Here is a 16312-nt window from a genome sequence, read left to right on the forward strand (position 1 = left end):
GAACAATTAAAATTTTAAATACCATTGTAATTCTAAAACTAGATTAAAACCACTCTCAAATTTTGATATGATTTAAAAATAAATATTTCATTACTAAATCGTAGAAAAAAACAAAAGAGTATCTAAACAAACAAACTAATTATTTATGATGAAAAAAATCAAAAATCAGACCAGTCTGAAAAAACCACTAAGCCTATTTTGGATGATAGCTTTTTTGGTTTGTAGTATGACTAATGTTGGGTACGCAAATACAAACCCGACAAATGAGCAAAACAAAACTATTACTGGAACAGTTATTAGCGCAGAAGATAACATGGGAATTCCTGGAGTAAATGTAATTGTAAAAGGCACCTCTACTGGCGCCGTAACAGATTTTGATGGAAACTACAGTATTACAGTACCGTCAAACAGTTCGGTTCTTTCGTTTTCTTACATAGGGTATTCTAGCAAAGAGGTTACAGTTGGAAGCAACTCTACTATTAATGTAACGTTAGAATTAGACGTTGCAGCCTTGGATGAAGTTATTGTTGTAGGTTTTGGTACTCAGAAAAAAGCAACACTTACAGGTGCTGTTACGCAAGTAAAGGGTGATGATGTTTTTAAAGGAAAAGGAACATCAAGTGCAGCATTAGCTCTACAAGGAGAGGTTCCTGGTTTAGTTGTAACTAGAACATCATCTCGTCCTGGTAATGACGGTGCGAATATCCAAATTCGTGGAGATATTTCAGTAAATAACATTGGGCCACTTATTTTGTTAGACGGACTAGAAATTGCAGAATGGCAATTAGCAACTATTAATGCAAACGATATAGAAAGCTATTCTGTATTGAAAGATGGAGCCGCTGCTATTTTTGGAACCAAAGCTGCTGGTGGTGTTATTTTAGTAACCACTAAAAAAGGTAAGCAAGGTAAAATGAAAGTGAATTACAAAGCTGAAACTCAAATGAATTTTGCTGGAGACATGCCTGTTTCAAGTTTAAAAGATTGGGGAAGATTATGGTTACTTGCAGGAGAAAACGACACCTTTGGATATACCGATGGTAATGGTGTTGCACAACAAGCAACAGGAACATATCGCTTTTTCACACAGGAAGAAACACAAGATATTGTTGATGGAACTTATCCCCTTGCACCAGAATCTGTTTTTTGGCTAGGTAAAGACCACCGTTTGGATGATGTTAATCAATATGATGCCGTTTACGGAACTACAATCTCTGAAAGACACGATTTATCTCTTTCTGGTGGTAGTGAAAATGCAACTTATAGAACCTCGTTTGGTTATGCTAACGAACGCTCTCCAATATCATTTGTTTATGATGGAGCTAAACGTTACAACTTTCGAACAAACTTAACATATAAAATGAGTGATATGGTGAAAACGGATTTCAGCGTATCTTACGATAGTAGAAAAGTTGACGAACCCACTCAAGGTGTTGGTCACGGGGTACAAGACATGTACTTATTTCCGCTTTACAATCCACAAGGTCAATATTACGATATCTTTGGAGCAAACAACTTGTTAGCAAAATTAGATGAAGGTGGGCGCACAGTAAACAGAGAAGAAATTTTTAGACTAGGAGCGAAAATCACTTTAGATTTAAATCAATACGTTGAAGGTCTATCTCTTACCTATAATGGTAATATGAGTTCACGTAACGGAACTAGAATGGAACGTACTACATCTGTTACTATGTACGATTGGGACGGAAACGTTTCTAGCACACCTACATCATTATTAAACTCTGGTGTTAAATATTTTGATACTGATATCCGTTTCCAAAACCATGTATTACAAGCAAATTATTTAAAATCTATTGGGAAACATAATTTCGGTGTTCTTGTTGGTACAACAGCAGAACAACAACAAATTAACAGAGCGTATACCGCAAGAACAAATATGCTAAGTGATGAATTAGATGATATTAATACAGGAGATATTACTACTCAAGTTACGGGAGGTTCTCCTAAACAATCTAACGGAAGCACATTTAACTCTGGTAGTGAAGCTGTTGGTTTAATATCTTACATTGGTAAATTTAACTATGATTATAATGGCATCTATCTTTTAGAAGCTTTAGGTCGTCGTGATGGATCTTCAAGATTAGACCCTGATTATCGTTGGAAAAATTTCTTTAGCGCATCTGGAGGTGTTCGTTTATCAGAATTAAGTTTCGTTAACGACTTAAATATTTTTAATAATTTAAAAATAAGAGCTTCTTATGGAGAAACAGGCTCTGTAACAGGAATTGGCGCTTATGATTACTTATCGAGCATCAATACAAGTTCTACCATTTTTGGAGCTGCTCCTTCTTTAGCTAACACTGCATGGGTTGCTGGCTTAACAACTACTCAACGTTCTTGGGAGCGCGTAGCAACAACAAATTACGGTTTAGATTTTACAATTTTAGACAACCGTTTAAGTGGTACTGCTGAAGTTTTCCATAGAGAAAACAACGACATGTTAGTTCAAATTACTTACCCTCAAATAGGCGGCTTTTCTGCTCCAGACACAAACAGTGGTGATTTCGTTTCAGATGGTTACGAACTTTCATTAAACTGGAGGGATCAAATAGGAGATTTTAAATACAGAGTTGGTGTTATGTTTTGGGATAGTAAAAGTGAAGTTGCACGTATGGAAGGACAAACTGCAATTACTTATGGTGTAAACCAGATTGTAGAAGGCGATCCATTAAATGCTATTTATGCTTATAAAACAGATGGATTATTTCAAAATGAAGAAGATATACTAGATTACTACAACCAAGTTGGTTTTAGCGATGTTACTAGCCAATCTATGAAATCGGGATCTTTATTACCCGCCTACAGAAGTGCAAACCGATTAACTCCAGGAAGTGTTAAACGTGTAGATGTAAACGGTGATGATACAATTACTACAGATGATTTGGTTTATGTTGGAGATGCCAACGCACATAATAGTTATAGCTTTAGTCTTGGGTTAGAGTATAAAGGTTTCGATTTTAGTGCCTTTTTTCAAGGTGTTGGAAAACAAAACATAGTACGTGATGGTGCTTTAGCATATCCTTTTCGTTCTTGGTGGACCAACCAAAATCCAACTTACCTAACATCTTCTTGGACACCAGAAAACACCAGTGCTTCTAATCCTGTAATATCTTACAACGGACAAAGAAACAACTGGAACTACAGACATATCAATGATATCAATGTTATTAAAGCGTCTTACCTACGTGCTAAAGTACTTTCATTAGGTTACACATTACCTCAAGATATTTTAGAAAGAGTTGGTTTAGATCGCATTAGATTGTCGTTAACCGGAAATGATTTATTTGTAATCGACAATATTAAAGATGGTTTCGATCCAGAAAAAGGAGATTCTGCAGGACAAGGTAGTACTGTTCCTTATACCTCTACTATGGTATTAGGACTAGAAATTACATTTTAATAAAAATTAGTTTAAAAGAAATATATCAAGAATATGAAAAATATAAATAAAACCTTGAGAACCATATATCTCCTACCTGTTTTAGCTATTTTTATGCTAACGGGTTGTGACGACTATTTAGATCAAGAACCACAAGACGCACTAACAGAAGCCCTGTACTTTGAAACGGCTGAACAATTTGAAAACTCTGCTAATTACCTTTATACAAGATTAGGTTTTGATTATGAAGGTGATCAAGATTCACAAGGAGATGCATCATCCGATTTATCAGGAAATATACCTGCAACAGATGCCTATGGACAAGGGAACTCGACAACTCCAACTACCGATAATATTTGGCAAAACAACTATACTTATTTACGTGCTGTAAATCAGTTAATTGAAAAAGCCGAAGATTACCCTGGAAACCAATCAGATATTGAAGGGCCTGTAGGGACAGCATACTTTTTTAGAGCGTGGCACCACAACAATTTATTGAAACGTTTTGGAGGTGTACCTATTGCTATTAAAGCTTTTGATGTCGATTCAGAAGAACTATATGCACCTAGAAATAGCCGTTATGAAGTTGTAGCACAAATGATTGAAGATTTAGATATGGCTATTGCTTTATTACCTTCACAAAATGCATTATCAACATCAGACCAAGGTAAGCTATCTTTAGAAGCTGCTAAATCTTTAAAAGCACGCGTTTTACTTTACGAAGCTACATGGGAAAAATACGTTGGAACAACTACTGATGGTGATGGAGTTGCTACAGGTGCAGGATCTAACAAACCTACCGGATACCCTTCTACTGAAAACATGCTTGCAGATGCTAAACAAGCTGCTTTAGAAGTTATTAATAGTGGTGCGTTCGAACTATGGGATTACAGAGATGAGCTAGGCGAAGAACATTTATTCTACTTATACAACTTAGAAGATGGCGGATCCAACCCTATTGGTTTAACGAAAGCAGAAAATAAAGAATTTATATTTCAAACCGTTTTCGATTTTAGCTTAAGAAAAATAGGAAAGAATTTAACGCATGCTAAACCGGTTACTCCTTCTAGAAAAATGATGGATATGTATTTATGTACAGATGGTTTACCTGTCCAACACTCATCTGTTTTTGAAGGCTATGATACGATGCTGTCTGAATTCCAAAATAGAGATTTTCGCTTAAAAAGTTTTGTTAACGAACCTTTAAAAGAATATTGGGGATGGGGATCTAACACTAATGGTGGTGGTGCTCAATACGGTGTAGCTTTTTCAGAAAGTGGAGTTGCTTTTGATTATCGCTATGTTCCTCAATTAACATCTCCTGGTGCTGGTCGTAATATCGGATACCAAGGACGTAAATTTACAACTGAATATATTCTAAGAGAAACTAATCAAGAGTCTTTTAATTATCCACAAATTCGTTTAGCTGAAGTTATGCTTATTTATGCTGAAGCTACTGTAGAATTAGGAAACGGAGCTATTAGTGATGGTGACCTTGATATATCTATTAATAAAATTAGAGAGCGTGCAGGTGTGGCTCCTTTAACAAATGCTTTAATCGCTCCTTTTAGTGATTTAACTATGTTAGGTGAAATTCGTCGTGAACGTGCTATCGAACTAGATGGAGAAAACTTCCGTTTTGATGATTTAAAACGTTGGGGAACTGCTGTTGAAGAATTATCTAGAAATGTTTGTACAACTTATATTGAAGGAACAGAGTACGAAACTGCTGAAAACCCTAAAAACCCAGGAACAAATATTTGGTTACCAAGTGCTTTCCCTCTTGGTTTAACCCAAGCCGAAGAGCCTGTTTCAACATACTCAGGAATTGCTTCAACAAAACCAGGTGCTTTAATTTTAGATCCGTCAGGTAATAGAATATTTTCATTAAAGAACTATTTAGATGCTATTCCAACTAATCAAATAGATCAAAATCCAAACTTGTTACAAAATCCAAATTGGTAATATAAAATAGAAATATTTTAAACAAAGTTTTTTATTAAACCGGCAAATCGAAGATTTCGATATGCCGGTTTTTTTGTTAGAATAAAATCTACTCTATGATAAAAAAATCATAGAAAGACTTTCATTAGCGGTCATACCTAGGGAGAAGAATCATGAGTTATAGCTACTTATTAATGATTTATAAAAACTCCTGTGTACAATTTTTAACATTGTAGTTCTAAAACTATTTAAAATTTCCCTTACCGTAAGAAGCATTGAATCTTAAAACATCAATAATTCAAACTAACCCTAAACTTCGAAGATTTTAAAGTATTAAACTAAATTATTTATGATGAGAAAAATTAAAAATCAGACCAGTCTGAAAAAACCACTAAGCTTATTTTGGATGATAGCTTTTTTGGTTTGCAGTATGACACATATTGGATATGCAAACACAAGTCCAACAATTGAACAAAACAAAACTATTACAGGGACGGTTGTTAGTGCTGAAGACAACATGGGGATTCCTGGTGTAAATGTAATTATAAAAGGCACCTCTACCGGATCCGTAACAGATTTTGATGGAAATTATAGTATTTCGGTACCAAATAATAGTGCTACACTTATTTTTTCATATGTTGGTTATGTTTCTCAAGAAGTAAACATAGCTAATAACTCTACTGTTAATGTAACATTAGAGTCGGACATCGCTGCATTAGACGAAGTTGTTGTTGTTGTTGTTGTTGTTGTTGTTGTTGTTGTGTAGGTTATGGTACTACAAAAAAAGAGACTCTAACAGGTTCTATTGAACAGATTAAATCTGAAACATTTGAAGATCGTGCTGTAACTAACGTAGCTTTGGCATTACAGGGTCAATCTCCAGGTTTAGTTGTTAATAGAAGTTCTTCAAGACCTGGTAATGAAAATGTTAATTTACAAATTAGAGGAGCAACTTCTGTAAATGGAGGAAGTCCATTAATTGTAATAGATGGTGCGCCGGCTTTTGACACTAATGAATTTTACCAAATGAATCCCGACGATATTCAATCAATTAGTGTACTTAAAGATGGTGCCGCATCGATATATGGTTCAAGAGCAGCAAATGGGGTAATTCTTGTTACTACTAAAAAAGGAAAAGGTAAAATGAAGGTTGAGTATAACTCTATGATTAGAACCAATTTTCTTGGTTTAAGACCTCCTGTTTCAACTTACCAACAATACGGACAATTATGGGTAGACGCAGGAGAACAAGATACCGTACCTTATTACTGGAACTGGGGTGAAGATGCTGTAAGAGGATTTGCCGCTGGAGAAGAAGGCTTTTTCCAAACCGTTCCTGCTGTATGGGGGTATAACGGAAGTATATACATGGGATCTGCAGATCGTTATGAAGAATTGTACGGCTCTAATACTGGAAATCAGCAGAGTTTAAGCCTTTCTGGAAGTTCAGACCAAGCTAGGTATAGATTATCTTTTGGTACTTCAGAAACTAAAGGAGCTTTAAAAACGGCTTATGATGTTTTAAAACAATATTCAGTAAGATTGAATACTGATTTTGATATTACAGAAAAATTAAATTTAGGAGCTAATGTTTCTTTAAACAAAAATGTAACATCAAGTCCTTCTTCTTCATTTGGACGTGCATTAGTTACGCAAGATCCCCCTGTATTTCCTTCAAAAAACCCTCAAGGTCAGTGGTATGCTAACTTTGGTATAGGTAATACCAATTCTATAGCTGGTACCGTAGATGGTGGTAGAAATAATTTAGAAGAAAATTTGGCCAAACTTTCTTTAAACCTAAATTGCGATATAGGATATGGTTTTAGCGTAAACGCCAACGCAACTTACAATCATGTAAATAGTAGAGAACAAACTACAACTTTAACAGTACCGCTTTATAACTGGAATGGAGAGTATTCTAATGCTATAAACTCGAACTCAACTATTGAAACTAGACATGTAACAAAATCTTACCAAACTTATGGTAGTTTTTTAAATTATGAAAAGACTCTAGGCGACCATAGTATGAAAGCCTTGGTAGGCATAACTGCAGAAAAAAATGAATTTGAAGAACTTACAGGAAAAAGAACAGATATCGTGGATGAAGGTGTTTACGATTTAGATGTTGCAACGGGTGTTCAAACTAACGAAGGAGGACAGCAACATGAAGGCCTATATTCTTATTTAACAAGAATTAATTATGATTTTCAAGAAAAATATTTAATTGAATTGGTTGGAAGGCGAGATGGTTCTTCAAGATTTGCTTCTGGCTTTAAATTTAATAATTACGGTAGTGTATCTTTAGGTTGGAATATTTTCAAAGAAAAAATTTTAGAAAATTTTGATGAATTAAGTAATTTAAAACTTCGCGGTAGTATTGGTTCTAGTGGTAACCAAGTAGGTATTGGTCCTTACGATTACGTATCAACTATTGGTACAGGAACCGATCTTTTTGGTACAGGAGGAACACTTAGCCCAACAGCTTATGTAAATGGATTAACAACCACTACCCGTACATGGGAAGATGTGATTATGAAAAACATTGGAATCGATTTTGCTTTTTTCAACAATAAACTATCTGGTTCTTTTGATACTTACGAAAGAAAAAATAATGGCATGTTAGTTAGTGTAACTTATCCTGAAGTTTTAGGCGCTACTGCTCCGGAAACAAATAGTGGTAATTTAAAAACTACAGGTTGGGAAGCTGCATTAAATTGGAGAGGTCAAAAAGATGATTTTTCATACAATATTGGCTTAAATATGAGTGATAGCAATAACGTACTAGAAAACCTCGAAGGAGGAAATGCCATACAAGCAGGACTACGTAATACAGTTGAAGGATATCCTTTAAATTCGTATTTTGTTTGGGAAACAGACGGACTATTCAAAACACAAGAAGAAGTAGATGCTTACAATGCACTGTATGCTAAATCTGGGTCTGAAGTTCCTACCGGTGCCGCAGCCTTACGTATTGGCGATACTAAAAAAGTAGATTTAGATGGAAATGGTGTAATTAACGATCAAAATGCTGATGACCCTAATGGTAAAGGCCAAGGTGACGTTAAATTTGCAGGAGATTCTCAAGCACATTATGTATTTGGTATAAATTTAGGAGCTAAATATAAAGGTTTTGATTTTACAGCATTCTTTCAAGGTGCTTTAGAACAAACTGTAATTAGATCTGGAGTTGAAGCCTTCCCTTTTTCGGTGCCATGGTCTAACCAAACAACGGCTTATAACGGTATCACTTGGACACCAGAAAACACAGGTGCTACTTACCCTAGATTATCGGCTCAAAGAAATCTAGCAAACTGGAACTGGGGAAACACAGATGTTTTTGCTCAAAACAACAAATACATTCGCCTTAAAACACTAGTAATAGGTTATTCTTTACCTGATACTGTTCTAGAAAAATTAAAAATGGATAAAATAAGATTTTATTTCTCAGGAAATGATCTTTTTGAATTCTCTTCTTTAGTTGATGGTTACGATCCTGAAGCTGGCAATACTGCAGCAGAGAGTGATGGCACTATTAATTCATCTATATACCCTTTTCAACGTACAATTGCTCTTGGAGTTAATATAGCATTTTAGTCTATGAAAAAGGAATTAATAATTAATGTAAAAAATATAAAAATGAAACAAACAATAATCTTATTCTCAATGGCCTTCTTATTATTGGCTAGTTGTGAAGATACATTTCTAGACCTAGAAGATCTAGATAGCGTAACCGAGGAAGTTTATTTTGACACACCTAAAAATTTCGAAGATGCTGCTAACTATTTTTACAGAAGCTTACATTCTCCCAAAGCGACAAACAACGATGGCTTTGATATGATAACCGATTATGGAACAGAATTAAGTGGGTATATACAAGAATACGGCCAAGGTATTAATACAGCCACAGATGAAGATATATATTGGAGCAACGGCTACACTTACCTAAGAGAAGCTAACATATTAATTGCAAAAGCAGATGAATATGTTGCTAATGGCGGTAATGCTTCTGATATTAGTGAATCTGTTGCTACAGCGTACTTCTTTAGAGCGTACCATCACTTTAGATTACTAAAACGTTTTGGAGCTGTTCCTATAGTAACAGAAGTAACCAATGTAGATTCAGACGTTCTTTACGCCCCTAGAAATAGTAGATATGAAGTAGTTGCGCAAATTCTTGCTGACTTAGAAATAGCCATCAGCGATTTGCCTTCAACAGCTACCGGAGAAAGTCTTGGAAAAATTAGTAATATAGCTGCGATGGCTTACAAAGCACGTGTTCTTTTATTTGAAGGTACTTGGGAAAAATATGTTGGTACAGCAACAGATTTTGAGGGATCTGGAACCGATAATAATTCAGAATCATACATTGCAGAAGCGGTTACAACTGCAAAAGCAGTTATGGATAGCGGTATGTTTAGTCTTTGAAACAAAAACAGTGACCCTAATATGGATAACAACTCATACAAATGGTTGTTTTCATTAGAAGGTGCTAACTCAAACCCTGGAGGCTATACTAAAGCGTCAAATAATGAATTTATATTCGATTTCGAATCAAACAATCAATTAGGCAGCCAATTTACCCAAATTAATTTTGGTAGAAATGCACCGTCTCAAGTTGCTTTAGACATGTGTAGATGGGTTACCAATAGATAAATCAACTCAATTTGAAGGTTATGCTATACAATCTGATCAATTTAAAAACAGAGACAGAAGAATGTGGGCAAACTTTGGAGAATTAGTAATTGAAGATGCCTCGTTAGAAATACCTGCTATATCTGGAGTTAACAACTCTAATTTATCTAATCAAAAATTCACAACATGGAATGGTTATAGACTTGTTAGAACAGAAGCTTACAATTACCCTCATTTAAGATATGCAGAAATACTACTGACCTATGCTGAAGCTTTATATGAACGTGATGGCTCAATTTCAGACAATGACTTAGATATATCTGTTAATTTAATCAGAGATAGAGCTGGCATTGCTCCTCTAACAAACAGTCTCGTTGCTGATAATAACTTAGATATGCTAGAAGAAATTAGAAGAGAAAGAACAGTAGAGCTCTATATGGAAGATAATAATCACTGGAATGATATACGCCGATGGAATACAGCCGTAGACTTACTTAGCACGGACATAATTGGGTATGTTATCGAAGGTACTGAGTATGATACTAATGCTGATCTTTTTGATCCATCAATTGCAATTTATGGTTTTGATGATGATTACCCATCTGGAGTAGGACCTGTAAAAGCCTTAATTATTGACCCAGCAGAAAACAGGCCTTTTAATCTAAAAAATTACTTGTGGCCATTACCAATAAATGAAACGGTGATAAATACCAATTTAAAACAAAACCCAGGTTGGTAATAATAATAATAATAATCAATTTAATCCTTTATGATTAATTATTAAATCTAAAAAACCAGCAAATCGAACTTTTCGATTTGCTGGTTTTCTTTTTAATCCACTCAAAATAAAACTTTAAGAACATTACATTTAAAAATACATTATAAGTTACTTTCCTATAAAAACTGTACACACACCTCTCAAAACCCTTAAAATAACTGATAATTTATAGATATAGAACCATAAATTATAGTCGGCAACCTTAAAATGAGATAATATTGTAAAAGGAAGTCGTTAGCATATCATTTTGATTTCAGTTGATATAAAAACGATAACCTTCATAAAGTTTGAAATTAAGTATTATATAGTTTGAGTTAGTTTTTTTTTAATTGAAAATAAGCAGTTATAATTTTATAGCTGCTTTTTTTTTGTCCTTTTCCCAGATACCATTTCATATTAAAACAAAAAAAAGCCACCTACAAAGGCAGCTTTTATTTAGAGTGACTAACTCAAAATAATTATATATGCTAATAATTATTTTTTCTTTTTCTCAGCTAGAGTTTCTTTAATAATTAAAGCCGCATCTGTTGCGCCATGAATTTCGGCATATTTAGCAGCTGTCATTTTTTTAGAATTCTTAGTTTTTAAATCTGCTCCATGTATTATTAAAAGTTCCAGAATTTCAGTTCTGTTAAACTTTGCAGCATACATAGCCGGCGTCATGCCATTAGAAATTTGATTCACATCTTCACCTAAAGATAATAACTTCATAACAGTATCAATATCACCTAAAGCGATAGAGACGCAAAAAGAATTCACTTTAAAATAGCGTACACTTTCTAAAGTATTAGGAGTTGAATTTAAAGGTGTTGCATTTACTGTTCCTAAAGAAAAGCATAAGGCGATTGCGGAAATAATGATTGATTTTTTCATGATGAAAGATTTTTGATTTGATTAAATTGATTATGTTTTTTGATATACTTAAAAGACGACGGAAACTTAAAAGTGTTACATAAAAAATAAATAATATTGAGTTTTCATCATTTAATTTCAATATAATTAAGCAAAACCTCCATTTTCAAACAGATTAACAAACCCCTATTAAATAGGCTATTTTCAGGCTATATTTAATGGTCACTTAGGCCAAGTTATGTATCTTTGTAGTGTTTCATAAAATTTTTAAATAAAATGAATAAAAAAGTAATCTTAATGATTCTAGACGGTTGGGGAAACTCTCCAGACCCAAAAGTTTCAGCTATCGATCATGCAAATACACCTTTCATAGACTCTTTATATAAAAAATACCCATTCGCGACCTTAAGGACCGATGGTTTACATGTTGGCTTGCCAGAAGGCCAAATGGGAAATAGTGAAGTTGGCCACATGAATTTAGGAGCTGGCAGAATTGTGTATCAAGATTTAGCTAAAATTAACTTAGCTATAGAAAAAGATACACTAAAAGATGAAAAAGTACTAGTAGACGCTTTAAAATATGCTTCTGATAATAATAAAAACGTTCACTTTTTAGGTTTACTAAGTGATGGTGGCGTACATGCACATACAAGCCATTTACGTGGTTTTATTGATGCAGCTAATAAAGCAGGCGTAAACTCTTATGTACATGCCTTTACTGATGGTCGTGATGTAGACCCAAAATCTAGTAAAGGTTATGTTGAAGACTTACAAAAATATACAGAAGGCACTAAAGCTAAAATAGCAACCATTACAGGCCGTTATTATGCCATGGATAGAGATACGCGTTGGGAACGTGTAAAACTAGCCTACGATGCTATTGTAAACAATGTGGGTACTAAAACAGATAATCCTACTGCCGAAATTCAGGCTAACTATGATAATGATGTTACCGATGAGTTCATCAAACCATTAATTATTACAGAAAACAATGAACCTGTTGCTAAAGTAGAAAAAGATGATGTTGTAATCTTCTTTAATTTTAGAACAGATAGAGGTCGTGAGTTAACCGAAATGTTAAACCAACAAGATTTCCCAGAATACGATACCCAAAAATTAGATTTATATTATGTAACCATCACAAACTATAGTGATGCTTTTAAAGGTATAAAAGTGATTTTCAATAAAGATAATATTACAGAAACACTTGGTGAGGTTTTATCCAAAAACGGAAAAAAACAAATTAGAATTGCCGAGACTGAAAAATACCCGCACGTAACATTTTTCTTTTCAGGAGGACAAGAAACTCCTTTTGAAGGCGAATCTCGAATTTTAAAAAACTCGCCAAAAGTAGCGACTTACGATTTACAACCAGAAATGAGTGCTTTTGAGTTAACTGATGCTTTAGTTCCTGAATTACAAAAAGGAGAAGCCGATTTTGTTTGCTTAAATTTTGCAAATGGTGATATGGTTGGGCACACAGGTGTTATGGAAGCTGCAATAAAAGCTTGTGAAGCTGTTGATACTTGTGTAAACAAAGTAGTAACAACAGGTTTAGAAAACGGGTACACTACCCTATTAATTGCCGACCACGGTAACTGTGAAACCATGATTAACCCAGATGGTTCTCCAAATACAGCGCACACAACAAACCCAGTGCCCGTTATTTTAATAGACAACGAATTAAAAAGTATTAAAGATGGTGTTTTAGGAGATATGGCTCCAACTATTTTAAAACTTATAGGCGTAGAACAACCAAAAGCAATGACGCAACATCCTTTAATTTAAAATACAATAACTTAGGCTTTGTAAACTACCGTTAATAATTATGAATTTTAATAACACTAAAATAATTGCTGTCGATTTTGACGGCACGATAGTAGAAGATGCTTATCCTAAAATAGGAAAGCCTATGATATTTGCTTTCGAAACGTTAAAGAAGTTACAACAAGAAGGACATCGTTTAATTCTATGGACCTACAGATGTGACAGTAGATTAGACGAAGCCGTTGCTTTTTGTGAAGAAAACGGCATCAGTTTTTATGCAATAAACAATAGTTTTTCTGGAGAAGAATATACTACTGATATTAGCAGAAAAATAAATGCTGATATTTTTATTGATGATAGAAACATTGGTGGTTTTATTGGTTGGGGAGAAGTTTATCAAATACTTACCAACGAAACACCAGTAATTCCTAAACAGAAAAAAGGCTTTTTTAGCTTCTTGAAATAGTTTGAATTTGAAGTCTCTTCATTTCAACCAAAATTCAATCTTAGCGATTTAAGTATCTTTGCCATTATTTTTTAGAATATGATAGTAATAAAAACAAAAGAAGAAATTGAATTAATGCGCGAAAGTGCCTTAATTGTATCTAAAACATTGGGCGAAGTTGCCAAGGCATTAAAGCCAGGTGTAACAACGCTTCAACTTGATAAAATTGCCGAAGAACATATTAGAGACCATGGTGCTATACCTGGTTTTTTAGGGCTTTACGATTTCCCGAATACACTTTGCATGAGTCCGAACACACAGGTAGTACATGGTATTCCTAATAATACACCTTTAGTTGAAGGTGATATTATTTCGATAGATTGTGGTGCTTTAAAAAACGGATTTTATGGCGATCACGCTTACACTTTTGCTGTAGGTGAAATTGCTCCCGAAACCGAAAAACTACTTCAAGTTACTAAAGAATCTTTATACGTTGGTATCCGCGAATTTAAAGCGAATAACCGTGTAGGCGATGTTGGTTATGCCATTCAAAAATATTGTGAAGATCATGGTTATGGTGTCGTTCGTGAATTAGTTGGTCATGGATTGGGTGCAAAAATGCACGAAGATCCAGAAATGCCAAACTATGGTAAACGTGGTAGAGGTAAAAAGTTTATAGATGGTATGGTAGTTGCCATAGAGCCAATGATAAACTTAGGTACACACCGTATTAAACAACATAGAGACGGTTGGACTATTACAACTTTAGACGAAAAACCATCGGCACATTTTGAGCACGATGTAGCATTAGTAGACGGTAAACCTGAGTTACTTTCAACTTTTGCTTACATTTATGATGCTTTAGGTATAGTTTCTAACGAAGAAGATGAATTTCGCCAAAACGCATTAGTACTTTAAATGAATACATCCATAAAATCTATTGAACTCGCACTAAAACCGTTGCGAGAAAAACTCAATTCGCATAAACTATACAGTGATTTAGCCTCGGTTGAAGATATTAAAACATTTATGGAACAGCATGTTTTTGCTGTTTGGGATTTTATGAGTTTGCTAAAAGCGCTTCAAAATCATTTAACTAACACATCAGTACCTTGGACCCCTGTAAAACATCCTTCTACGGCTCGTTTTATAAATGAAATTGTTCTAGGTGAGGAAAGTGATGTTAACGAGCTAGGCGAGCCTTACAGTCATTTTGAAATGTACTTAGATGCCATGCAACAAATTGGAGCAAGCACAACAGATATCGATAAATTTATAAAAAACATAGTAGCTGGCACTTCAGTTTCTAATGCGCTAACTGCTTTAAATTTACCTAAAGAAACTCTAGAATTTGTAGAGTTCTCTTTTAAAACCATTGCTACTAATGCACCGCATAAAATTGCTGCCGCTTTTACCTTTGGAAGAGAAGATGTAATTCCCGATATGTTTTTTCAAATTATTAAACAATCGGAACAACAACATAAAGCCTCTTATAGTAAACTTACTTATTATTTGGAGCGCCATATAGAGCTAGATGGTGATGAGCATGGCCCATTATCTTTAAAAATGGTTGAAGAATTATGCCAAAACGATTCTCAAAAATGGGACGAGGTATTAGAAACCGCACAAGATGCGCTAAAATATCGTATTGCGCTGTGGGATGGTATTTCAAACTTAATTTCATCAACAAAAGCTCTAGAAGCATAAACATTGAAAAAACTTTTTAAACTTATATTGAATACCATTCCGAGACCCTTATTAATAAGGTTAAGCTATGTTATTCGTCCGGTTTTAGCTTTTTTTTTAAAAGGAAATACTTTTACCGACCCTATAGACGGAAAGGGTTTTAAAAGTTTTTTACCATACGGTTATGGGCAACAACGCAATAATGTTTTATCGCCTTCTACTTTAAGTTTAGAGCGCCATAGATTACTTTGGCTTTACCTAAAGAATGAAACCGACTTCTTTTCTTCGGAAAAAAAAGTGCTTCATTTTGCTCCCGAACAGTGTTTTTTGAAACGCTTTAGAAAATTAAAAAACTTAGATTATACTACTACCGATTTGCTATCGCCTATTGCTGATGTAAAAGCTGATATTTGCAATTTACCTTTTGAAGATAATAGTTACGATATTATTTTTTGTAATCATGTTCTAGAGCATATTCCAGATGATACCAAAGCCATGCAAGAGCTTTACCGTGTTCTTAAACCTGGTGGCATGGGCATTTTTCAAATTCCGCAAGATTTATCTAGAGCCACTACTTTTGAAGATGATACTATTACCGACAAAGCAGAACGTGCTAAAATATTCGGACAGTATGATCATGTTCGTGTTTATGGCCGAGATTATTTTGATAAGCTACGCAGCATAGGTTTTAAAGTAGATGAAGTAGATTATACCGCAAACCTTTCCGCGGAAGCGATAAAAGAATACTGCTTAGCTCCAGGTGAAATTATTCCTGTAGTTTATAAATAACATTTTTAGTTTTTCTCAA

The 16312-nt window shown here is 34.4% G+C and carries 13 protein-coding genes; 12 read left to right on the top strand and 1 reads right to left on the bottom strand.

Annotated features, from left to right (window positions below; translation table 11 throughout):
• Positions 1 to 145 precede the first annotated feature (145 nt).
• The 7 genes from BM246_RS10535 to BM246_RS10560 all read left to right on the top strand — a co-directional run bounded on the left by BM246_RS10535 (position 146) and on the right by BM246_RS10560 (position 10715).
• Complete coding sequence (locus BM246_RS10535; protein WP_231961843.1) at positions 146 to 3421, top strand: SusC/RagA family TonB-linked outer membrane protein; 3276 nt, start codon at positions 146 to 148, stop codon at positions 3419 to 3421.
• Positions 3422 to 3454: 33 nt separating this feature from the next.
• Entirely contained in the window at positions 3455 to 5365 is a 1911-nt protein-coding gene (locus BM246_RS10540; RefSeq protein ID WP_231961844.1) for a RagB/SusD family nutrient uptake outer membrane protein, read from the top strand.
• Between the two features lie 385 nt (positions 5366 to 5750).
• Entirely contained in the window at positions 5751 to 6110 is a 360-nt protein-coding gene (locus BM246_RS19765; RefSeq protein ID WP_175489793.1) for a carboxypeptidase-like regulatory domain-containing protein, read from the top strand.
• Positions 6059 to 8938, top strand: a complete 2880-nt coding sequence (locus tag BM246_RS10545; RefSeq protein ID WP_262481201.1) for a SusC/RagA family TonB-linked outer membrane protein — start codon at positions 6059 to 6061, stop codon at positions 8936 to 8938. The genes BM246_RS19765 and BM246_RS10545 overlap by 52 nt, the downstream gene beginning before the upstream one ends.
• A 42-nt stretch (positions 8939 to 8980) precedes the next feature.
• Positions 8981 to 9769 carry a RagB/SusD family nutrient uptake outer membrane protein gene (locus BM246_RS10550; protein ID WP_175489794.1) on the top strand — a complete coding sequence of 263 codons (789 nt, stop codon included), beginning with the start codon at positions 8981 to 8983 and terminating at the stop codon, positions 9767 to 9769.
• Between the two features lie 21 nt (positions 9770 to 9790).
• The gene (locus BM246_RS10555) at positions 9791 to 9997 is read left to right on the top strand and encodes a hypothetical protein (RefSeq protein WP_074937769.1); all 207 of its coding nucleotides are present in this window, start codon (positions 9791 to 9793) and stop codon (positions 9995 to 9997) included.
• A gap of 25 nt (positions 9998 to 10022) precedes the next feature.
• Positions 10023 to 10715 carry a RagB/SusD family nutrient uptake outer membrane protein gene (locus BM246_RS10560; RefSeq protein ID WP_231961849.1) on the top strand — a complete coding sequence of 231 codons (693 nt, stop codon included), beginning with the start codon at positions 10023 to 10025 and terminating at the stop codon, positions 10713 to 10715.
• Between the two features lie 513 nt (positions 10716 to 11228).
• On the opposite strand, the gene BM246_RS10565 is transcribed toward BM246_RS10560, so the two are convergent.
• A complete protein-coding gene (locus BM246_RS10565; protein WP_042495672.1) occupies positions 11229 to 11627 on the bottom strand; it encodes an ankyrin repeat domain-containing protein in 399 nt (132 codons plus the stop codon).
• 255 nt (positions 11628 to 11882) lie between these two features.
• Between BM246_RS10565 and gpmI the strand changes: the two genes are divergently transcribed.
• From gpmI to BM246_RS10590, 5 genes are all read left to right on the top strand, one after another.
• Complete coding sequence (gpmI, locus tag BM246_RS10570) at positions 11883 to 13394, top strand: 2,3-bisphosphoglycerate-independent phosphoglycerate mutase (RefSeq protein ID WP_074937773.1); 1512 nt, start codon at positions 11883 to 11885, stop codon at positions 13392 to 13394.
• A gap of 40 nt (positions 13395 to 13434) precedes the next feature.
• Entirely contained in the window at positions 13435 to 13839 is a 405-nt protein-coding gene (locus BM246_RS10575; protein ID WP_074937775.1) for a BT0820 family HAD-type phosphatase, read from the top strand.
• 78 nt (positions 13840 to 13917) lie between these two features.
• The gene (map, locus tag BM246_RS10580) at positions 13918 to 14736 is read left to right on the top strand and encodes a type I methionyl aminopeptidase (RefSeq protein WP_042495677.1); all 819 of its coding nucleotides are present in this window, start codon (positions 13918 to 13920) and stop codon (positions 14734 to 14736) included.
• Positions 14737 to 15525 (top strand): DUF3050 domain-containing protein, encoded by a 789-nt coding sequence (locus tag BM246_RS10585; RefSeq protein ID WP_074937778.1) that lies wholly within the window; start codon positions 14737 to 14739, stop codon positions 15523 to 15525.
• Positions 15526 to 15528: 3 nt separating this feature from the next.
• Positions 15529 to 16293 (top strand): class I SAM-dependent methyltransferase, encoded by a 765-nt coding sequence (locus BM246_RS10590; RefSeq protein ID WP_074937780.1) that lies wholly within the window; start codon positions 15529 to 15531, stop codon positions 16291 to 16293.
• Positions 16294 to 16312 lie beyond the last annotated feature (19 nt).

It is taken from the genome of Algibacter lectus, from assembly GCF_900112395.1.
Taxonomy (GTDB): Bacteria; Bacteroidota; Bacteroidia; order Flavobacteriales; family Flavobacteriaceae; genus Algibacter; species Algibacter lectus.